Here is a 20,054-nt window from a genome sequence, read left to right on the forward strand (position 1 = left end):
CTTTCCTCGCGCATCTCAACCGGCGGCGCATAACGCACAGACTGGCTTCGAGGCAACGAGAACACTGATCGACGCCGAATCCGCCGCGTGACGGCGGGCTGCCATCGAGCAACATTCTCTGTCACGCAAATGTCACGACAGGTACGCAAAGATATTGCCCCGACTGCGCGGCCTGTTGCGGCCGCCCGCGCATAGCCGCCATACGCTATGCTTCGCGCAAGCCTCTTCGATCGCTTCCCTCATCCTTGGACATCCAGATGAAACGCACCGAACCGCCCTCTTCTCAGCCCGTGAATGAAGACGCCGATCCCGCGCAGACGCCGCAACGCCCCAGCCGCCGCCACTTCCTCGGCGGAGTCGCCGCTGTGGCGATGGGCGGCGGACTGGCCGGCTGCGCATTGCCGTCGTCGCGCGAAGCCTCCGTTACGGGCGTCGCGGCTGGACCGCAGTTCGACCGCGCGCTGCGATCGAAGGTCAAGACGGTCGTCGTGGTCTATGCGGAGAACCGTAGCTTCAACAACCTGTTCGGCAATTTCCCGGGCGTCGAACGGCCGCTCTCCGCAGTGAAGCCGGAAGACTGCGTGCAACGCGACCGCGACGGCAAGACCGTACTGCCTCGCCTGCCGAAAGTGCCGGGCGGCTGGCTGCTGAAGGATCAGATCGCGGACGGCGTCCCATACAAGGCGGGCGAGCAATATCAGACCGATCTGCCGAACGCGCCGTTTGCGCTCAAAGGTCCGCACGGCGAGCACCTGCCGCTATCGCTGGTCACGCATGATCTGTGGCACGTGTTCTATCAGAACCAGATGCAGATCAACGGCGGCAAGAACGATATGTTCGCCGCGTGGGCGGACTCGGGTGGCTTCACGATGGGTCACTACGCGAACTCGAGCTACGACCTGCGCCTGTGGGATCTGGCCAGCGAATACGTGCTGTGCGACAACTACTTTCAGGGCGCGTTTGGCGGCTCGTTCCTGAACCATCAGTATCTGGTCGCGGCGACACCTCCCGTGTATCCGAATCCGCAGCAGAGCATCGCGAAGGCGCAGATTGCGCAGACGGTCAGCGGACGCCCCGACGACCCGAATCTGATACCACTCCCCGCGTCGCCGAACAGCGCGATGGACGGCGTCCCGAAGTTCGGCCCGAGCGCGCTGACGCCGCCGGAAACGCTCGCTGACGGACGCGCGATCAGCTATGCCGTCAACACGATGATGCCGCCCTTCGCGCCCACGCCGTACAAGGTCGGCGCGAACGGCGTCGTCGATCTGACGCAGGACAGCAATGCGATGGCCCTGCCGCCGCAGACGCACGAGCACATCGGCGACAAGCTCGACAAACGTGGCATCGACTGGGCGTGGTACGCGGGCGCGTTCCAGCAGACGCTCGACATGCACGGCAAGAACACGAACGACGGCACGCCGGTGATTCCCAACTTCCAGTATCACCATCAGCCGTTCAACTACTTCGCGAATCTGGGACCGGGCACCGCTGCGCGCGCGAAGCATCTGCGCGACGGCGGCCTCGGCGACGACGAGAGCACCAATCGCTTCCTCGCCGACGCGCGTGCGGGCCTGCTACCCGCCGTCACGTTCTACAAGCCGCAGGGCAATCTGAACATGCACGCGGGTTACGCGGACGTCGCATCGGGCGATCGTCATGTCGTGCACGCGGTGAAAGCGCTGCGCGCGAGCCCGCAATGGGAAAACATGGTGGTGATCGTGACCGTCGACGAAAACGGCGGATGGTGGGATCACGTCGCTCCGCCGAAAGGCGACCGCTGGGGTCCGGGCACACGCGTGCCGACACTCGTGGTCTCGCCGTTCGCGAAGAAGGGCTATGTCGATCACACCGTGTACGACACCGCATCGATCCTGCGGCTGATCACGCGCGTATTCGAACTCGAGCCACTCGACGGCTTTCGCACGCGCGACGTCGCGATGCAGTCGCGCGGTCAGCCCGTCATGGGCGATTTGACCAACGCGCTGGATCTGTCCGCATAACGAGAGCGTCTGCGCCGGGGGGCGCCTGTGGCCCCCGGCGAACACCAGGCAGACGGCAGGCAAACATCATGAGCAGCCACGCGTTGCAACAACGCGTGGCGCGAGATCATCGCCCGCTATTCTTCAATGCTTGTGATGACGGATTTCCCGGGCGGCGCACACAGCGACGAACACGCCGACAAGCGCAGCGCCCACGGCCAGCGATTCGTCCAGATGATTCGAACCGGCGTGCGTCTTCGCGTACATCCATAGAGCAACCGCGATCGTCGTCATGACGGCCCCGAAAATCAGGCCCCAGATTGGCCCAGCGCTATGCGTCGGCAATGTATGAGATTTCTTCATCGCCCCTTCCCCGTTGAAACGTTCCCGATTGGCCATGCCTGTTATGTGCGTCGACGTGTTCACGTCTGACGTACTTCAAGCCTACGCCCGTCAAAAAAGCGTTACAACAGGTGTTGCCGCGTGGTCACGGCAATGATCGCGTGTTGAATCTCGCAGCGCATGGCGAGCCTTCGCACTGACAACGCCGCCGCGCCTCACAGACGCACTTCTTTCGCCAGCCGCTACCCCGCAAACCGCGGTTCCGGCAAGCCGCGTACGCCAAGTCCCCGGACCGCGAAGAGGCCGCCCTTGTCGCGCTCCTTCTGCGGAATGCCCCACATCGGACGGCCCATCGTCGTCACGTAGAGGACGTCGAGCTTCGGCCCGCCGAACATCACGCTCGTCAGGTTGCGCACGGGGAACGGCACGGTGCGGTCGAGTCTGCCGTCCGGTGCGAAACGCAGAATGCGACCGCCGAACACGAGCGCCGACCAGATATAACCCTCCTCATCCACAGTCGCGCCGTCGAACGTCCCCGCCATGTTGCGCGCCGATGCGAACACCCGCCGATTCGACACGCTTCCCGTTTCGATGTCGTAGTCGTACGCGTACATCAGCTTCTCGTACGTGTCGGTGAAGTAAAGCGTGCGGTTGTCCGGGCTCCAGCAGGGCCCGTTCGAACAGCTGATGCCGCTGTCCAGACGCGTGATCGCGCGGTTCGTGTCAAGCCGGTACAGTCCGCCGCTGCGCGTCGGGCGCTGGCCCCGGTCCGCGTCGTAGCGGTCGAAGTCGTACGCCATCGTGCCCGCTATAAACCGCCCTTTGCGATCGACCTTGCCGTCGTTGAAGCGCGTCTCGGGATCGTCGCTTTCGGGATCGCCGATCGGCTCGACGGTCTGTGCATCGAAATCATAGAAGTGAAGCCCGTTCGCGAGCGCGACGACCGCGCCGCCCTGCTCGCGCAACGCCATCGATCCGATATGGCGCGGCACGAAATAGCGCTTCACGTCCGAGCCGTCCGCGCGGCAACTGTAGATTTCCGCCGCCGTGCTGTCGATCCAGTAGAGGCGCTCTTCGCGCACGTCCCACAGCGGCCCTTCGCCGAGGTGATTGTTCGCATCGACCAGCAAGCTTGTCTCGACCATCGTCGTCTCCCGATTCGTTTGCGTGATGTATCCGCGATGCCGTCCGCGACGCATCGCACGTAGCACAGCGTCATTCGTCGTCGGATTTCGCCGCGAGCGCGCGCCGATGCGCGAGCAGCGCCATCAACCGCCGGTCGCGCCATGCGCTGCGCGCCTCGATCTGATCGCGCGGCAGCACCTCGCGACGCTGCGCATCGAGCGCCGCGACGACATCGGCGTGCCATTCGAACGGCACGCGCGTCGCCGCGATCGAACGGTACGTGCCGCCGTAGCGATGCGCGTAATCGGTCACGCCGCCGGGCGCATTCAGATCGATCGTCTCGAACGGACCCATGAACGACCAGCGCAGGCCGAGCCCGTCGCGCATCACCGTGTCGAGATCCGCCGCATCGGCATAGCCTTGTTCGAAGAGGCTCAACGCTTCGTCGAGCAACGCGCCTTGCAGACGGTTCAGCAAAAAGCCCGGTATCTCGCGGTTCACGACGACGGGCTTCTGGCCCGCTTCCTCGTAGATCGCGCGGGCGCGCGCGAGCGTGTCGGGCGCCGTCCACGGCGCGCCGCACAACTCGACGAGCGGCACGAGCGAAGGCGGATTCACGGGATGCGCAACGAGACAGCGCGCGCGGCCCGCGAGCCCTTCGGTAAACGTCGATGCAGGCAGGCCCGACGTCGAACTCGCGAGCAGCGCATCGGGACGCGTCATGTGGTCCAGCTCTGCGAACAACGCGCGCTTGTCGTCGACCACTTCCGCGATGTTTTCCTGCACGAGCCCGGCGTCGCGCACCGCGTCGGCGAGCTGCGCGAAAACGGCTATCCGCTCGACGATGCGATCCACCGGTTCATCGACGAGCCCGAACGACGCCAGGTCGCGCACGCTGTCGCGAATCGCTGGCACGGCGCCTTCGAGCATCGCGGGCGCCGCGTCATGCAGATTCACGCGAAAACCCGCGCGCGCGAATACGATCGCCCATGCGCGGCCGATGCGGCCCGAACCGATCACTGCAACCAGTCGCTGCGCCATTGTGCTTCCTCCGTTTGATCAGGCTTTCTTGTCGCGCAGCGTGATGACAGCGGCCAGCACGACGAGTCCGTTGATGATGTCGCGCACCGCGGGCGGCACCGTCGTGCCCGCGAGCAGCGTGCCTAGCGCGGTCAGCAGCAGCGCGCCGCCGAACACGCCGAGATAGTGGCCGCGTCCGCCCGTGATCAGCGCGCCGCCCACGACGACCACGGCAATCGACGGCAGCAGATACGGGTCGCCCATGCCGAGAAACGCCTGGCTGCTGAAGCCCGCGAGCAGCAGGCCGACGAGCGCCGAGCACACGCCCGACAGACAGTAGACGGCAATCAGCGTCGGACCGACGCGCACGCCCGACAGCTTCGCCGCGACGGGCGAATTGCCGACGGCATACACGCGCCGCCCAAATGCCGTGCGATGCAACAGCAGCAGTGCGAACGCGAGAAACACGGGCACGCACCACGCCGCGAGCGACAGCCAGCCCACGCGGCCATTCGTGAACGCGCTGAGCGCGGAAGGCGCCCAGCCCTGCGGCGAGCCGTTGCAATAGATCAGCGTCAGCCCTTGCAGCAGTCCGTTCGCCGCGAGCGTGACGACGATCGGCGGCAGCCCGAGCACGACCACGCCCGCGCCGTTGAAGATGCCGACGACTAGCCCCGCGCCCAGCACGACGGGCACGGCCCACCAGGCCGCGTCGTTGACGCCGTGCGTAAGACCCGTGAGCAGCACGCCCGACAGCGTGATGAGCCACGGCATCGACAGATCGAGACCGCCCGTCAGGATCACCGCGCCCTGACCCAGGCCGAGGATCGCGAGAAAGAGCGTCAGCGTGAGCAGACTGCTATAGAAGTTCGCGCTCGCCAGCACGCCCGGACCGTAGACGAAGCCCGTCAACACGATCACCGCGACGAATAGCAGATACGCAGGCACGACGTAGCGCGCCCACTCGCGATTGCGTTCGATCCAGTCGGCGAAAAAGCGGCCTGTGAGTTCCGTGTTCTCGACCGCGCGAAAGTCCGCGACGGCGAAATCGACGCGCCGCGCGTGCCGCTCGTCCTGCGCGCGGCTATGCGTTCGCAACGCCTTCAGGCATTGCATCAGGTAACGCGCGCTTTCGTGCGCTGCGGACTGCTTGCCGATCGACGAGCCGAGCACGGCGAGGATCAGGATCACGGCCTCGGCGATCGTCGTGAAGAACGCGGACACGTTGAGCACGAGCAAAATGTTGACGGTGATCATCAGCGTCATCGCGGCAAACACGGTGCCCACGCAACCGCCGCGTCCGCCGCCGAGCCGCGTGCCGCCGAGCACGACGGCCGTGAACATCGACAGCAGCAGCGGCCTGCCGACGAGAGGATCGGCGGAGCCCGTCTGCGCCGACACGTATAGGCCCGCCGCCGCGTAGAACATGCCCGCGATCGCGTACGTGGCAATCCGATAGCGCGTGACGGGCAGGCCGTTCGCGTACGCGCTGTCCGGCTCGCTGCCGAGCGCGTAGATGCCCACACCGAGCCGCGTGCGCCGCAAGAAAGCCCAAACGACGAGTGCCGCGATCAGCACGCCCGCCGACATCGGCAGCTTGTCGGGAATCAGATCGGCCGTGAGCGCGCCCGCGAACTGGTCGCCGATGCTGCCGCCCGGCTTGTTCTGGATCAGCAGCGTCATGCCTTGCACCATGAACATCGTCGCCAGCGTGACGACGATCGATTGCAGCCGGAACCACGCGATCAGCGCGCCATTCACAAGGCCGATGCCGCCGCCTATCGCGAGTATCAACGCGACGCCCGCCCACTGCTCGATCGGCGTGCCCTGCACGAAGCGCACGGCAAGCACGTTCGCAAGCGATACGACCGCCGATGCCGACAGGTCGAAGCCGCCACTCAGCACGACGATCGTCTGGCCGATCGCGGCGAGCGCGAGCGTCGTGCTGCTCGAAATCACGGAGCCGATGTCGTAGAGGCCGACGGGGGTCGCCGACAGCGCGACCCACGCGATCATCATCGCCGCGAGCGCGCCGATCGCGATGATCAGGCCGCGATGGTGATCGATGCGCGCGCCGAAGCCGACGTGCGCGCCCGGCCGCGCGATCTCGCTTTCGTGAGACGCAATTGCATTGTTCATGAAATCCCTCTCGTAGAACGATGGATCGGGGCCGGTCTCAGCTCGACAGCATCCTGCGCATCACGTTCTCTTCGGTGAGCGCGTCGCCTTCGAGTTCGCCGGCGTGCCGGCCGCGATAGACCACCGTCACGCGGTCGCACACGTTGACGAGCTCGGGCACGTCCGTCGAATAGAACAGCACCGAGCCGCCCGCCGCCGCGAACGCGCGCATCAACACGAAGATCTGATGCTTGGTGCCGACGTCGATGCCGCGCGTCGGGTCGAACATCAGCCAGACGCGGCTTTGCGTGAGCAGCCATTTCGCCATCGCGATCTTCTGCTGGTTGCCGCCCGAGAACGACAGACAGGGCTTGTACAGCGCGCGCGGGTTGACTTCCATCTGTTCGAGCGAGCGGCGGATCGCGGCCTGCTCGCGCTTGCGGTCGATCAGTCCGAAGCGCGTATAGCGCCGGATCATCGGCAGCGAAATGTTCTCGCCGCCCGGCAGACGCAGGAACAGCCCTTCCGTCTTGCGATCCTCGGGCAGCAGCGCGGTCGATACGCCCGCCTTCAGCGAATCGGCCGTCGAGGTCAGCGTGACGGGCTTGCCGTCGATGAGGATTTCGCCCGCGTCGATATACGTCGCGCCAAAGAGCGCCTCGAACAGTTCGCGCTGCCCCATGCCTTGCAGCGCCGCGATGCCATGCACCTCGCCCGCGCGCAACGTCAGGTCGAAGTCGTTCACCATGCCGTCGACGCTAATGCCGCGCGCCTCGATCGCGGGTGTCGCGATCTTCGCGGGTGCCGTCACCTTCGGCGGATACTTCGCGTCCATCGAGCGGCCGATCACGAGCCGGATCACTTCGTCGTCGGTGATGTCGGCGGCATCGAATGCCCCGACGTCCTTGCCGTTGCGATACACGGTCAGGCTGTCGCAGAACTCGCGCACTTCCTGCATCCGGTGCGAGATGAACACGAAGGTCACGCCGCGTGCCTTCAGTTCGTCGATGCGCCGTGCGAGCCACGCGACGTCGCGGCCCGACAGCGCCGAGGTCGGCTCGTCGAGCAGCAGCACTTGCGGCTCGCGCGCGATCGCCTTCGCGATCTCGATCTTCTGCCGCACGGGCAGCGACAGATCGCGGATGTACGCGCCCGGGCGAATGTCGCCGAGCTCGAGCCGCTCCAGCCAATCGGCCGCCTTGCGCAGCGCGTCGTGCCGTTTGATCCGGCCGAACCAGCCCGTCGGCTCGTAGGCCATCAACAGGTTCTGCGCGACGGTCAGATCGCGCACCAGCGTCATCTCCTGGAACGCGGTCTGCACGCCGGCGCGATGCGCGTCTTTCGGACCGTGCATCGATACCTCTTGCCCCATCACGCGCATGCTGCCCGCGTCCGGCCGCATCAGGCCGGACAGCAGCTTGACGGTGGTCGACTTGCCCGCGCCGTTCTCGCCGAGCAGCGCCTGAACCGCGCCGCGCCTGACGCGAAACGATGCGCCGTCGAGCGCGACGGTTGCGCCGAAGCGCTTGACGATGCCGGCGAGATCGATCGCGAGATCACCTTCCGCCGCACCCGTCTGCATGCTCATGCTTACCATCGGAACACCTCCGTTGCGGCGAGCTTCAGTCCTGCTTGCCGCTCAGCGCCGCATTGAAACCGACCTCGCGCGTCTCGTCCGAATAGATGTCCGCGAACCAGCCCGGCGGCACCTTGTCTTGCGGGAACCCGGTGCAGCCCGCCTTCAGCTCGTCGATCGAACCGGTCTTGCACAGCTTCGACTGCGAGCTCTCGGCGAGCGGCAGCTTGAGCGTCACGCGTTGCGGAAAGTCCTTGCCGTCGAGCTTCGCCACCGCGAGCTTCAGCGCCATCGCACCGGAGTAAGGCGGCGCGCCATACGAAATCGAGCGGTAGCCGATCGAGCGATACGTGCCCTCGCCTTTCACGGTGCCGGGCGGCAGCATCTGCACGCGGTGTCCGTTCGACGATTCGCCCGCGCATGGCTTGATCTTGTCGTCGGCGATGCCCGCTTCGAGCTGCATCGACGCGGCCGTGAAGCAGCCGACCTGCATCCACAGGCCGTCGATCTTGTCCCAGCTGTTGGTCGCGAGAATCTTCGACAGCTCGGTGCGCGCCGTCGCCTGGCTCCACATGCCCGTGCCTTCCGCGACGATGTGAATGCCGGGATACTTCGCGAACACGGCTTTCGCGGCTTCGGTGCGCGCGCGGTCGACCGACGTGCCCGGCACGCCGTTGATCAGCACGATATTGCCCTTGCCGTTGATGGTCTTCGCGAGCCATTCGGCCGTGACGGTGCCCGCCTGCTTCTGGTCGATCGTCACGTTGTGCGCGCACGGCTCGGTGACTTCGCCGTCGTACGCCGCGACGACCACGCCCTTCGAGCACGCGTTGCGGATCGCGCGGTTGAGCGCCGTCGGCGAGATCGGATAGATGACGATGGCCTTCGCACCCGCCTGCACCATCGAGTTGATCTGCTGGATCTGCTTCTGCGCGTCGGTGCCCGCTACCTGTACTTCGAGATCGACCTTGTCCTTCAGCGCCGGCGTTTCGGCCATCGCCTTGACCATGTTCGCGGCTTCCGTCTGCCAGTCGTTGCCGACATAGCTCATCGACAGAAAGATCTTGTACTTGCCGGCGGCAACGGCATTGCCGGAAAAAGCGAGTCCGCCGGCGAGCACCGCTGCGAGCGCCGCCTGCCCCGCGCGGCGGATGATGCGAGTCACTGCTGTCATGTCTTCCTCCAGTACCGTCTTTGTTTTTCAGGGTTGGACGTGCGGCAAACGTGATTCACGCGGCAGGACGATGCCTGCCGAACCGGGCACGATGTTGGGATCGTGTCCGGGGATGACGAAGTCCGCGATCTGGCGAATGCGCCTGAGCGACGCGAATTCCGCCTGCGTTTCGTGGACGATGCCGACAGGCACCAGATCGACGATGTTCTCCATGCAGTTCGCGCAATCGCCCGCGATCAGCACGACGCCGTCTTCCGTATCGACGGCAACCGACTGATGACCAGGCGTATGCCCCGGTGTCGGCACGACGCGCACGCCGGGCACGATATCCGTGATGCCGTGGACAAACTGCCAGCGAAACCATGCAAGCGGCTCGCGGCCGATCAGGAACTCCTGGTAGTACGTCGCCTGCGTCGGCAGCGGATGGCCCGCGTATTCCCATTCGGCTGCCTGGATCACGAACTTCGCGTTGCGAAAGAGCGTGTTGCCGCCCGAGTGGTCATAGTGCAGATGCGTGTTGATCACGATGTCGACGTCGTCCGCGCTCCAGCCGACATACTCCTTCAGCGCGCGCTCGAGCCGCTCTTCGGGCGCCTGTTCGCACGGGCACACGAAGTTCGAGACCCACGCCGGATCATGAATGCCTGTATCCACGACAATCTTCTTTTGCGCGCCGACGATCGCCGTCGACCACACGGGCACGCGGATCGACTGCCCGAAATAGCGCCCGTGAACTTGTGACGAGCGGTCGACTGTCAGCCAGCCCGTCGGCATTGCCACGACCTTCAGACGTGGCGCAGATGCGCTGCTCATGATGGCCTCCGCGCGTCAGAAGTTGGTTTCGTTCGCGCCTTTGAGGCCCAGCATCGCGCGTGCTTCGGCGGGCGTCGCGATGTCGAGCGAGAGCCCTTCGATCACCAGCCTGATCTTGCGCACCTGGTCCGCGCTCGATTCGGCGAGCTTGCCCGGCTCGATCCACAGCGAGTCTTCGAGTCCGACGCGCACGTTCGAACCCTGCGCGACGCCCATCGAGCCAAGCGGAATCTGATTGCGGCCCGCGCCGAGAATCGACCACACGTAGTCGCCGCCGAACAGGCGGTCGGCCGTGCGGCGCATGTGCATCAGGTCTTCCGGATGCGCGCCGATGCCGCCCAGCAGACCGAACACGCTCTGCACGAAGAAGGGCGGCTTCGCGAGTCCGCGATCGACGAAATGCGCGAGGTTGTACAGATGCGAGATGTCGTAGCACTCGTACTCGAAACGCGTGCCGTTCGCGCCGCACGACGTGAGGATGTATTCGATGTCGGCGAACGTGTTCTTGAAGATCAGGTCGCGGCTGTTCTCCAGATGCTGGCGCTCCCAGTCGTGCTTGAATTCCTTGAAGCGCTCGAGCATCGGATAGAGGCCGAAGTTCATCGAGCCCATGTTCAGCGATGCCACTTCCGGCTTGAAGTGATGCGCGGGCTTGAGCCGTTCGGCGACCGTCATGTGCGGACTGCCGCCGCTCGTGATGTTGATCACCGCATCGGTTTCGGCCTTGATGCGCGGCAGGAACTGCTGGAACACGGCCGGGTCCTGCGTCGGCCGCCCGTCGTTCGGGTCGCGCGCATGCAGATGCAGGATCGCCGCGCCCTCTTTCGCGGCCGCGAGCGCGGCGTCGCCGATCTGTTGCGGCGTCACGGGCAGATACGGAGACATCGACGGTGTGTGAATCGCGCCCGTCGGCGCGCAGGTGATGATGACCTTGCGTTTGCTTGCCATGTTTTCCTCGTTGCTGGTTGACGTCAGAGCACTTCGACGTTGCCGCACACGGAGATCGCCTGTCCCGAGATGCCGCTGCCGCCAGGTGAGCATAGAAAGAGCGCAGTGGCCGCCACTTCTTCGGGCGTCGTCATGCGCCGCAATGAAACCTTTTCGAGGTACTGCTTTTCCATCTCTTCGTACGAGAGGCCGAGTTGCTGCGCGCGCGCGGCGATCACGCGCTCGATGCGCGGTCCCTTGACGATGCCGGGCTGAATCGTATTGACGCGTATGCCCGCTGGCCCGAGTTCGATCGCGAGACTTTTCGTCAGGCCGACGATGGCCCATTTGGTCGCCGAATAGGGCGTGCGGTACGCGTAACCGAGGCGCCCCGCCACCGACGACAGCGCGATGATCGCGCCGCCATCCGGCGCATCGCGCAGCAGCGGCACTGCGCGGCGCGCGAAGTAGAACTGCGCGTTGAGGTTCACGTCGATCGTGTTGTCCCACTCGTCGGGATCGATCTGATCGACGCCGCCCGTCGGTCCGGCGATGCCCGCGTTGTTCACCAGAACGTCGAGGCCGCCGAGTTGCGCCTTGACGTCGGCGAACACACGCTCGACGGCATCGCGATCGGACACGTCGGCGAGCGTCGCCGTGATCGCGCCTGCGCCGCCGCTTGTGCCACGATTGGCTTCGGCCGTCGCGAGCGCATCGATGGTGTCGCGGCTCGCGTCGCATACGTGCACGCGCGCGTCGGCATCTGCGAACGCGCGGGCGATCACGAGCCCTATCCCCGATGCGCCGCCTGTGACGAGCACGCGCAAGCCCGCGCGCGGTTGCAACATCTGTGTAACCGTCATGCTTGTCTCCGTTGTTGTGATGCGGTGAGGCGTGTCAGGCGCTGGCCGCTTCCCTGCCCTGCAATCGCTCGGCGAGGTCTGCCGCCGCCTCGCCGATGTCTTGCGCGATGCCAGCGCGCGCGCCTTCGCCGTCGCCGCGCCACAGCGCTTCGACGATCTTGCGGTGCGCGTCCATCGAACGGCGCATGTGTGGAATGTCAGGGGCGACGAGATTGAGGAACGGCCCGATGCGCAACCAGAGGTTCTGGATCGTGGCGAGCGTGAGATCGCTCGCGCCGTGCGTGTAAATGGCGATGTGAAACTGGAAGTTGCTGCGCAGGTAGGCGGCGACATCGCCTGCTTCGACGTTCGCGTCCATCGCGTCGTAGATCGCTTGCAACTCGGACAGATGCGCCTGCGTCATCCGGGATGCCGCGCGCTTCGCGACACAGCCCTCGAGCGCGATGCGCACGTCGCGCAGTTCGTCGAGCAGCTCGAGCGTCATCGGCGGGACCATCAACGCGCGGGCCGGACCATCGATCAACGCGCCTTCGGCTTGCAGGCGCGTGAGCGCGGCGCGCACGGGCATCGTCGACGAGCCGACCGCCTCCGCGACGCTGCGCAGACTCAGCAGCTGTCCGGGTGCGAACCGGCCGATCATGATCGCCTCGCGCAACTGCGCGTAGACGCGGCCTGCCATCGTCTCGCGAGCGACGAGTTCGAGCTCGGGCAGCTCGCCACGGGGTGAGCGTGTCGCCATTCAGGTGTCTCCTGTTTTGCGATCTGTGACCTGTGATCACAGTTGCGTTGAAAACAGTGTGCGTCGCGAGGATGGATGAGTCAAGCCATGCTTGACCAGGGTTAATACTCAAACGATCGCGGAGGGATGTGCGGCCCGTTCGCTTTCGGCGGCATGAGTTCGCGATGGGATGACCGCGCTTGATGAAGCTGGCGTTGAGGGAAAGGTGCGCACGCGGCTGTTGCGATAAGGCTATCTATAAACACGCGCGGGCCGGCGACGTTGAATTGTCGATCCGCGAGAAATCAGAAGAAGCACCCGCTTCACCTGCCCGTCGATGGTTTGTTAACGAGTACGTTGTTTGAAACCGCGCAAGCGATGCGCAGAGCCAGCGATCACGAATCGCCCAGTGCCGAACGCATTTCCTTGATGGGCGCGTCTTCCTTGTCGTGCTTCTCGTGCTTCTCGCCGAAGCGCGCCTTGTACAGCACGGCAAGTACCGTCGAAAAGATCGTCGCGATGAGGAACAGCGCTGACGCCGCATAGAACATCTGCGCGAACGGCAGATGCATCGACAGCAGAATGCCGCCGATCACGGGGCCCGACACCGAGCCGATCTTGCCGACCGAAATCGCGCTGCCCACGCCCGCCGAGCGGAACGCGGTCGGATAGATCATGCCCGCGACCGCATACAGCCCGTACTGCGCGCCGACCACGCAGAAGCCGGTCGCGAACACGGCGAACATCAGCCACGCCTCGGACATGCCGTGTCCGAGGAAAGCGACGACGGGACAACCGATTGCAGGCAGCGAGATGATGGCCAGCACGCCATGACGATCGACGAAGCGGCACAGGATCAGTCCGCCGAGCACGCCGCCCACCGAGAACATCGTCGTGATGATGCCCGCGCTTTGCGGATTAATGCCGACGCCTTCCATCAGGATCGGCAGCCAGTTCTGCAGAAAGTACAGCGCCATCGAATTGACGATGAAGACGATCCACAGCAGCGGCGTGATCGCGCGCAGGCCGTCGGAGAAAATCAGCTTGAGCACGAAGCGCTTCTTTTCCTGCACTTCGCCGGGCACGAACTGCGCGTCGGCAGGCAGCGCGATCTCGGGACGCAGACGCGCAATCAGCTTGCGCACCGTTTCGACGCTGCGCTGACGCACGACCAGCAGCTTCGCCGATTCGGGCAGCGTCACGATCAGGAGCAGCGCGACGGCAAGCGAGCCGACGCCGCCGACGACGAACATCACGGGCCAGCCGTAGCGATGAATCAGCGCGGAAGACACGAGACCACCCGAGCCCGCGCCGATCGAGAAGCCGGAGAACATCAACGTGACCCACGTCGCGCGCAAACGCTTCGGCGCGTATTCGGCAACGAGCGCAACCGAGTTGGGCACGACGCCGCCCATCCCGAGACCGGCGATGAAACGCAGCAGCATCAGTTCGTGAAGAGACGTGGCCCATACGGATGCCAGCGTCAGCAGGGCGAAAAACAGGCTGCCCGACACGATGGCCCGCTTGCGGCCGAAGCGGTCGCCGAGATAGCCGAAGATGAAAGAGCCGATCAGCGTGCCGAACAGCCCCGCGCCGAAGACGGGGCCGAAGCCGCCGCGCGCGACGTGCCATTCCTTGATGATGGCGGGCGCGGCAAACGAGACGGCCGTCTGGTCGTAGCCGTCCATCAGCATGATCAGGAAACACCAGAACAGCAGGCCGATCGCGAAACGTCCTGTTTTTTGCTCTTCTATCAGTGTCGATATGTTGAAAGTGCGGTCTGCTTGCATGTGCGTCCCAATGTGCCTGATCGGGCAGCGGCGCGTTTGCGTCGCGTCGCCGCCCCTGCTGCTTCCCTTTGGCGCCGCCGCCGGGAGCCTCAATATACAGGCCCGCCAGCAGACGACAGAATCAAAAATTCTCGATGATCAGATCGAAAAACGTGAAAAAAGCCGTACCTCGTTGCCCCATTGCCTTTTCCCGCCCGATGCCGTTCCTTCATCGACATCTACATCGCCGCGCTCACGCCATATCGCCCCCGAGCGTGCCGCGTCAAAACATCTGATTGATACCGATGCGTCCGACCGTCTGCGCACTCGAACTCGACGGCTGATAGCCGAACTGCTCGGCCTTCGCGCCCGTGCCCGACGCGCGCTGCAAGCCGACGCCCGCGTAGATCTGCGTGCGCTTGGACAGGTAGTGCGTCAGAAACAGGTTGTACTGGTTGTAGGTCAGCCCTTCGAACATCGAACGGTTGTACGAGATACCGAGCACATAGAAGCGCTTGCCACCGCTCAGATCGATGTTCACGCCGACCTGGTAGTTACGTTCCGTCACCGAGCCCTGCGGATCTTCGAGCTTCACATCGGTAAAAGTTGCGTGCGGGATGAAATCGCCGACAGCCACGGAACCGCCGACGGCAATCGTGCTGTACCGCTCTGCGTTGAACTGCGTGCCCTGCTTCAACGTCTGGCCGAGCACCGATGTCACGCCGAAGATGCCGAAGAGATCCGCCGTGCGGTCGTGGGACATCGTGTACGCCGCGCCCAGTTTCACGATGCCGTTCTGGTAGCGCGCGCCGATGCTGTACTGACGCCCCTCGCTGAAGTTCGTCTGGTTGCCGAAGCTGTTCATCACGCCCGCCTGGAAGCCGCGGTAATCGATCGTCTCGTACTTCACCGAATTGTCGAGCGCGCGCGTGTTGGCCAGTCCGTCCAGATTGCCGACCGTATAGAACGACGAGATGCCGGGCACCGAGTTGTTCAGCCCGCCCACGTACTCGTACACGTAGTCGGGAATATGGCCAAGGCTCAGCGAGCCGAACCGGTCGTTAGTGATGCCCACATACGCATCGCGATTGAAGAAGCTCGCCGGATTGATCTGCGCGCCCGTGTTGGTCAGGAAGCCCGATTCGAGCCGCGCGAAGACCGTATTGCCGCCGCCGATATCCTCCTTGATCAGAAAGCCGAAACGGTCCGGCGTGCGCTTGCCCGCCGACTCCTGATACAGATGCGCCCCACGCGAGTTCGAAACGAAATCGACACCCACGTCGATGCTCCCGTAGAGCGTCACCGATGACTGCGCGAACGCGGGACAACACAACGCGAACGCACAGCCGCCTAACAGCAGACTCGTCGTTTTCAACCAGTGTCTCCAATGTCTTTTTTTTCGCCAGCCGGCCGCATGCCGGCTGATCCCCATATGGCATCTTGCCTGTGCGAACCCGTCGTGCGGATGCCGGTGGCCTGTCATATGTTGGCGAGAGTGTAGCTAACCGATTTACAGCTTTGAATCGCGAATTATTTATCAACCAATCGAACAAAACGAACAAAGCCTTTAAATGATCGGGAAAAACACCAGGGCCGGGCATTTAATCGCGTTTCAAGCTTCTTTTAGCAGAAACCGGGTGCTAACATCCGCCGCGTCACGCGAACAGGGATTGGCATTCGGGAGAGTCTTATGGATATGAGAGGCATGCCGCCGCGGCGCATGGTAGTGGGCATCAGCGGCGCATCCGGCGTCATCTACGGCGTGCGGCTGCTGCAATTGCTGCGCAAGCTGGAGATCGAGACACACCTCGTGATGAGCCGCTCCGCGCAGGTCACGCTTGCGCACGAGTCGGACTACAACGTCGCCGACGTGCGCGCGATGGCGAGCGTCTGCCACTCGAACACCGACATCGGCGCGTCCATTTCGAGCGGCTCGTTCCCTGTGATGGGCATGATCGTCGCGCCGTGCTCGATCAAGACCTTGTCGGAGATCGCGACGGGCATGACGGGCGGCCTGCTGTCGCGCGCCGCCGACGTCACGCTGAAGGAGCGCCGCCGCCTCGTGCTGATGGTGCGCGAAACCCCTTTGCACCTCGGCCACTTGCGCAGCATGACGGCCGTGACGGAAGCGGGCGCAATCGTCTATCCGCCCGTGCCCGCCTTCTACGCGAACCCCGAATCGCTGACCGACATGGTCGATCACACGCTCGGCCGCGTGCTCGATCTGTACGGACTCGATGCCGCGACGGTGCAGCGCTGGGGTATGTAAGCGTGCAATTGTCTTTATTGTTCTGCCGATAAAGGGTTTATCCCAGGCGTCCGCGAATTATCAAATTTCATTGATAACTCATTCGGATTAATTTGCTTCTTTCGCGTGATCCGCTGATTTAAAGTGAATCCCGATTTCACCGGGTTTATCACTGACAAGAATTATCGATTGATTGATAGCCAATATCGATAAAAGCGCTCATCACGAAAGAGGTCGAATCGTCGAATGAAGATAGTTATTGCAGGCGCCGGTATCGGCGGATTGACGGCCGCCGCCGCGTTGTTGAAGAAAGGTTTCAATGTCACGGTTTTCGAGCAGGCGCAGGCGCTGAAGGAAATCGGCGCGGGCGTGCAGCTGAGTCCGAACGCGACGCGCGTGCTGTACCAGCTCGGCGTCGGCGATGCGCTCGAAGGTCTCGCATGCGAGCCGCTCGGCAAATGCGTGCGGCTCTGGAACAGCGGCCAGAGCTGGCGTCTGTTCGACCTCGGCGTGCAATCGCGCGAAGCCTACGGCTATCCGTACTTCACACTGCATCGCGCCGATCTGCACCAGGCGCTCGCCGATGTCGTGCGCGCGATGAAGCCCGACGCCATCCGGCTCAATCACAAGGTGGAAAGCTTCTCGCAGGAGAACGGCAAGGTCGTCGTGCAGGCGGTGAGCGGCGAGACCTGCGAAGGCGATCTGCTGATCGGCGCGGACGGCGTGCATTCGCGCGTGCGCCGTGCGCTTTTCGGTCCCGACGAGCCCATATTTTCCGGCGTAATGGCGTGGCGCGGCGTGATCGACGCGGCGAAGCTGCCCGAGCATCTGCGCTCGCCGTATGGCGCGAACTGGGTCGGTCCGGGCGCGCATGTGATTCACTATCCGCTGCGCGATGCGCGTCTGATCAACTTCGTCGGCGCAATCGAGAAGTCCGGCTGGCAAGTCGAATCGTGGTCCGAGCGCGGCACACTCGAAGAATGCCTCGCCGATTTCGAAGGCTGGCACGAAGACGTGCGCACGCTGATCTCGGCCATCGACATTCCGTACAAGTGGGCGCTGATGGTGCGCGAACCGATGGCACGCTGGAGCCAGGGCCACGCGACGCTGCTCGGCGACGCCTGCCATCCGACGCTGCCGTTCCTCGCGCAAGGCGCGGGCATGGCGATCGAAGACGGCTATCTGCTCGCGCGCTGCCTCGAACGATACGCGGACGACATCCCTCAGGCACTGCAACGCTACGAAGCGCTGCGGCTCGATCGCACCGCGCGCGTGGTGCGCGGCTCGGCAGCGAACGCGACGCGCTTTCACAATCCGCAGCTGGCGCATGCGGAAGGCGCGGCCGCCTACGTCGATCGCGAATGGAGCGAAGAGCGCGTGAAGGAGCGCTACAACTGGCTCTTCGAATACAACGTCGATGCGGTCGAAGTCTGATGCGGCGAGCGCCGCATTCCACGACTGCCCGTAAGAACCAGCATCACAAGGAGACTCCGTGTCCATCGACCCTAACCGTCCGGCTCCCGTGCTCGGCTTGCATCACTTCGCGTGGCGCTGCCGCGATGCCGAAGAAACGCGCCACTTCTACGAAGACATTCTCGGCCTGCCGCTCGTCCATGTGATCCGTCTCGACCGCGTGCCGAGCACGGGCGAATACTGCCCCTACGTGCACGTGTTCTTCGAAATGGCCGACGGATCGAACATCGCGTTCTTCGATCTCGGCGACGACGAGGCCGCATTGCCTTCGCCGAATACGCCGCCGTGGGTCAATCACATCGCGCTGCGGCTCGATACGCTCGGGCAGCTCGAATCGATGAAAGCGCGGCTGATCGAGAACGGCATCGAGGTGCTCGGCGTGACCGACCACCACTTCGTGCGCTCGATCTATTTCTTCGATCCCAACGGATTACGCGTCGAACTGACGGTGCCCGTTGCGCCCGTCGAAGAACTCGAAGGCTATAAAATGCGTGCTCGGCCCGCGCTCGATGCATGGACCGCGCAGAAAAGCAAAGCAGTATCGGAGACACGCCCCGCATGAGTGCACTGAATGTCACGCACGATCCGGCGCGGCGAAGCTGGATTGAGTCGGCGAATACCGGCGACACGGATTTCCCCATACAGAACCTGCCGTTCGGCGCATTCGTGCGCGATGGCGAAACCCGCATCGGTGTGGCAATCGGCGATCGGATCGTCGATCTGCGCGCGCTGCACGACATCGCATTGCTCGATGGCGACGCGGCGCTTGCGTGCTCATCGGCTTGCGATAGCACGCTGAATGCGCTGATGGCGCACGACGCTCGCCACGTGAGCGCATTGCGCGCCGCGCTGTCGAATCTGCTGAAACACGATGTGCCCGCGCGCTCGCGGCTCGCATCGTCGATCGATGCCGTGCTGCCGCTCATGACGAATGTCGAGTTGACGCTGCCCTGGACGATCGGCGACTACACGGACTTTCTGACGTCTCTGCATCACACCGAGCGTCACGGCCGCTACAAAGGTCTCGCCGATCCGCTGCCCGCCGCATTCAAGTCGCTGCCTATTGCCTATCATGGCCGCGCGTCGTCGCTGCGCGTGAGCGGTGGCGACGTGCGGCGTCCCTATGGCCAGTATCGCGATGCGAACGGCAACGTGCGCTTCGGTCCCGCGCCGATGCTCGACTTCGAACTCGAACTCGCGGCCGTCATCGGCCAAGGCAATGAACTGACGCGCGCCATTTCGATCGACAGCGCGCGCGAGCACGTGTTCGGCTATTGCCTGCTCAACGACTGGTCGGCGAAAAGCATTCAATGGTTCGAACAGGTGCTCGGGCCGTTCCTCGGTAAAAGCTTCCACTCGAGCGTATCGCCGTGGATCGTCACCGAAGAGGCGCTCGCGCCGTTCCGCAAGGCCGCGCCACAACGCGCGGCCAGCGATCCCGCGATCCTGCCGCATCTGTATGGCGCAAGCGATCAGCGCAACGGCGGCCTGCATCTGGAACTGTTCGCGCATCTGTCGACGGCCGCGATGCGCAGCGACCGGCTGCCGCCCGCGCAGATCACGCACACGCATCTCGACAATCTGTACTGGACGTTTGCGCAGATGGTCGCGCATCACACGAGCAACGGCTGCAACCTGCGCACAGGCGATCTGCTTGGCAGCGGCACGATTTCGGGCCCAAGCGACGAATCGCGCGCGTGCCTGACGGAACTCAGCGAGGCGGGCAAGAAGCCGCTGCTGCTTGCGAACGGCGAGACGCGCATCGAACTGCACGACGGCGACGAGATCGTGTTGAGCGCGCGCGCCAGCGCGCCGGGCGCGGTGTCGATCGGCTTCGGCGAATGCCGCGGACGCATCGCCCCCGCGCTGCCGTATCCGTTCGACGCATCGCGTGAGGAGCATTGAA

General features: G+C 64.2%; 17 protein-coding genes. 5 read left to right on the forward strand and 12 right to left on the reverse strand.

The features are described 5' to 3' along the window. Positions 1–257: 257 nt before the first annotated feature. On the forward strand, positions 258–2,003 hold the full coding sequence (gene acpA, locus BN2476_RS31905; RefSeq protein ID WP_087738306.1) for an acid phosphatase: 1,746 nt from the start codon (positions 258–260) through the stop codon (positions 2,001–2,003). A gap of 123 nt (positions 2,004–2,126) precedes the next feature. Here the strand turns inward: acpA and BN2476_RS31910 are convergent, their stop codons facing one another. From BN2476_RS31910 to BN2476_RS31965, 12 genes are all read right to left on the reverse strand, one after another. After that, positions 2,127–2,345 (reverse strand): hypothetical protein, encoded by a 219-nt coding sequence (locus BN2476_RS31910; protein WP_087738188.1) that lies wholly within the window; start codon positions 2,343–2,345, stop codon positions 2,127–2,129. 221 nt (positions 2,346–2,566) lie between these two features. Further along, positions 2,567–3,469 carry an SMP-30/gluconolactonase/LRE family protein gene (locus BN2476_RS31915; protein ID WP_087738189.1) on the reverse strand — a complete coding sequence of 301 codons (903 nt, stop codon included), beginning with the start codon at positions 3,467–3,469 and terminating at the stop codon, positions 2,567–2,569. 70 nt (positions 3,470–3,539) lie between these two features. After that, a complete protein-coding gene (locus BN2476_RS31920) occupies positions 3,540–4,490 on the reverse strand; it encodes a 3-hydroxyacyl-CoA dehydrogenase (RefSeq protein ID WP_087738190.1) in 951 nt (316 codons plus the stop codon). Between the two features lie 18 nt (positions 4,491–4,508). Continuing rightward, positions 4,509–6,608 carry an ABC transporter permease subunit gene (locus BN2476_RS31925; protein WP_087738191.1) on the reverse strand — a complete coding sequence of 700 codons (2,100 nt, stop codon included), beginning with the start codon at positions 6,606–6,608 and terminating at the stop codon, positions 4,509–4,511. Between the two features lie 37 nt (positions 6,609–6,645). After that, positions 6,646–8,184, reverse strand: coding sequence for a sugar ABC transporter ATP-binding protein (locus tag BN2476_RS31930; RefSeq protein ID WP_235851050.1), 1,539 nt, complete (start codon positions 8,182–8,184; stop codon positions 6,646–6,648). Positions 8,185–8,209: 25 nt separating this feature from the next. Continuing rightward, positions 8,210–9,337: a sugar ABC transporter substrate-binding protein gene (locus BN2476_RS31935; RefSeq protein ID WP_087738192.1), complete on the reverse strand. Its 1,128-nt coding sequence runs from the start codon at positions 9,335–9,337 to the stop codon at positions 8,210–8,212. 27 nt (positions 9,338–9,364) lie between these two features. Further along, complete coding sequence (locus BN2476_RS31940; RefSeq protein WP_162849277.1) at positions 9,365–10,150, reverse strand: N-acyl homoserine lactonase family protein; 786 nt, start codon at positions 10,148–10,150, stop codon at positions 9,365–9,367. Positions 10,151–10,165: 15 nt separating this feature from the next. Next, a complete protein-coding gene (kce, locus tag BN2476_RS31945; protein ID WP_087738193.1) occupies positions 10,166–11,098 on the reverse strand; it encodes a 3,5-dioxohexanoate:acetyl-CoA acetone transferase in 933 nt (310 codons plus the stop codon). A gap of 23 nt (positions 11,099–11,121) precedes the next feature. After that, complete coding sequence (locus BN2476_RS31950) at positions 11,122–11,940, reverse strand: SDR family oxidoreductase (protein WP_087738194.1); 819 nt, start codon at positions 11,938–11,940, stop codon at positions 11,122–11,124. A 34-nt stretch (positions 11,941–11,974) separates the two neighbouring features. Next, positions 11,975–12,679 (reverse strand): GntR family transcriptional regulator, encoded by a 705-nt coding sequence (locus tag BN2476_RS31955; RefSeq protein WP_087738195.1) that lies wholly within the window; start codon positions 12,677–12,679, stop codon positions 11,975–11,977. A 374-nt stretch (positions 12,680–13,053) separates the two neighbouring features. Continuing rightward, positions 13,054–14,448: an MFS transporter gene (locus BN2476_RS31960; RefSeq protein ID WP_087738196.1), complete on the reverse strand. Its 1,395-nt coding sequence runs from the start codon at positions 14,446–14,448 to the stop codon at positions 13,054–13,056. Positions 14,449–14,710: 262 nt separating this feature from the next. Then, positions 14,711–15,802 (reverse strand): porin, encoded by a 1,092-nt coding sequence (locus BN2476_RS31965; RefSeq protein WP_087738197.1) that lies wholly within the window; start codon positions 15,800–15,802, stop codon positions 14,711–14,713. A 315-nt stretch (positions 15,803–16,117) separates the two neighbouring features. On the opposite strand from BN2476_RS31965, the gene BN2476_RS31970 reads away from it, so the two are divergent. The 4 genes from BN2476_RS31970 (at position 16,118) to fahA (ending at position 20,053) form a co-directional block, all read left to right on the forward strand. After that, complete coding sequence (locus BN2476_RS31970; RefSeq protein WP_087738198.1) at positions 16,118–16,696, forward strand: UbiX family flavin prenyltransferase; 579 nt, start codon at positions 16,118–16,120, stop codon at positions 16,694–16,696. Positions 16,697–16,921: 225 nt separating this feature from the next. Next, the gene (locus tag BN2476_RS31975; RefSeq protein WP_087738199.1) at positions 16,922–18,109 is read left to right on the forward strand and encodes an FAD-dependent monooxygenase; all 1,188 of its coding nucleotides are present in this window, start codon (positions 16,922–16,924) and stop codon (positions 18,107–18,109) included. Between the two features lie 58 nt (positions 18,110–18,167). After that, complete coding sequence (locus BN2476_RS31980) at positions 18,168–18,710, forward strand: VOC family protein (protein WP_438942918.1); 543 nt, start codon at positions 18,168–18,170, stop codon at positions 18,708–18,710. Further along, positions 18,707–20,053 carry a fumarylacetoacetase gene (fahA, locus tag BN2476_RS31985; protein WP_087738200.1) on the forward strand — a complete coding sequence of 449 codons (1,347 nt, stop codon included), beginning with the start codon at positions 18,707–18,709 and terminating at the stop codon, positions 20,051–20,053. The genes BN2476_RS31980 and fahA overlap by 4 nt, the downstream gene beginning before the upstream one ends. Position 20,054 lies beyond the last annotated feature (1 nt).

This window comes from Paraburkholderia piptadeniae (genome assembly GCF_900007165.1).
Lineage (GTDB): Bacteria > Pseudomonadota > Gammaproteobacteria > Burkholderiales > Burkholderiaceae > Paraburkholderia > Paraburkholderia piptadeniae.

Excerpts from the sequence above, each read along its gene's own strand:
- BN2476_RS31930 (WP_235851050.1), bottom strand. The coding sequence starts at position 8,184 with ATGGTAAGCATGAGCATGCAGACGGGTGCGGCGGAAGGTGATCTCGCG.
- BN2476_RS31935 (WP_087738192.1), bottom strand. The coding sequence starts at position 9,337 with ATGACAGCAGTGACTCGCATCATCCGCCGCGCGGGGCAGGCGGCGCTC.
- BN2476_RS31925 (WP_087738191.1), bottom strand. The coding sequence starts at position 6,608 with ATGAACAATGCAATTGCGTCTCACGAAAGCGAGATCGCGCGGCCGGGC.
- BN2476_RS31960 (WP_087738196.1), bottom strand. The coding sequence starts at position 14,448 with ATGCAAGCAGACCGCACTTTCAACATATCGACACTGATAGAAGAGCAA.
- fahA (WP_087738200.1), top strand. The coding sequence starts at position 18,707 with ATGAGTGCACTGAATGTCACGCACGATCCGGCGCGGCGAAGCTGGATT.
- BN2476_RS31915 (WP_087738189.1), bottom strand. The coding sequence starts at position 3,469 with ATGGTCGAGACAAGCTTGCTGGTCGATGCGAACAATCACCTCGGCGAA.
- BN2476_RS31920 (WP_087738190.1), bottom strand. The coding sequence starts at position 4,490 with ATGGCGCAGCGACTGGTTGCAGTGATCGGTTCGGGCCGCATCGGCCGC.
- BN2476_RS31950 (WP_087738194.1), bottom strand. The coding sequence starts at position 11,940 with ATGACGGTTACACAGATGTTGCAACCGCGCGCGGGCTTGCGCGTGCTC.
- BN2476_RS31975 (WP_087738199.1), top strand. The coding sequence starts at position 16,922 with ATGAAGATAGTTATTGCAGGCGCCGGTATCGGCGGATTGACGGCCGCC.
- BN2476_RS31910 (WP_087738188.1), bottom strand. The coding sequence starts at position 2,345 with ATGAAGAAATCTCATACATTGCCGACGCATAGCGCTGGGCCAATCTGG.
- acpA (WP_087738306.1), top strand. The coding sequence starts at position 258 with ATGAAACGCACCGAACCGCCCTCTTCTCAGCCCGTGAATGAAGACGCC.
- BN2476_RS31955 (WP_087738195.1), bottom strand. The coding sequence starts at position 12,679 with ATGGCGACACGCTCACCCCGTGGCGAGCTGCCCGAGCTCGAACTCGTC.
- kce (WP_087738193.1), bottom strand. The coding sequence starts at position 11,098 with ATGGCAAGCAAACGCAAGGTCATCATCACCTGCGCGCCGACGGGCGCG.
- BN2476_RS31970 (WP_087738198.1), top strand. The coding sequence starts at position 16,118 with ATGGATATGAGAGGCATGCCGCCGCGGCGCATGGTAGTGGGCATCAGC.
- BN2476_RS31940 (WP_162849277.1), bottom strand. The coding sequence starts at position 10,150 with ATGAGCAGCGCATCTGCGCCACGTCTGAAGGTCGTGGCAATGCCGACG.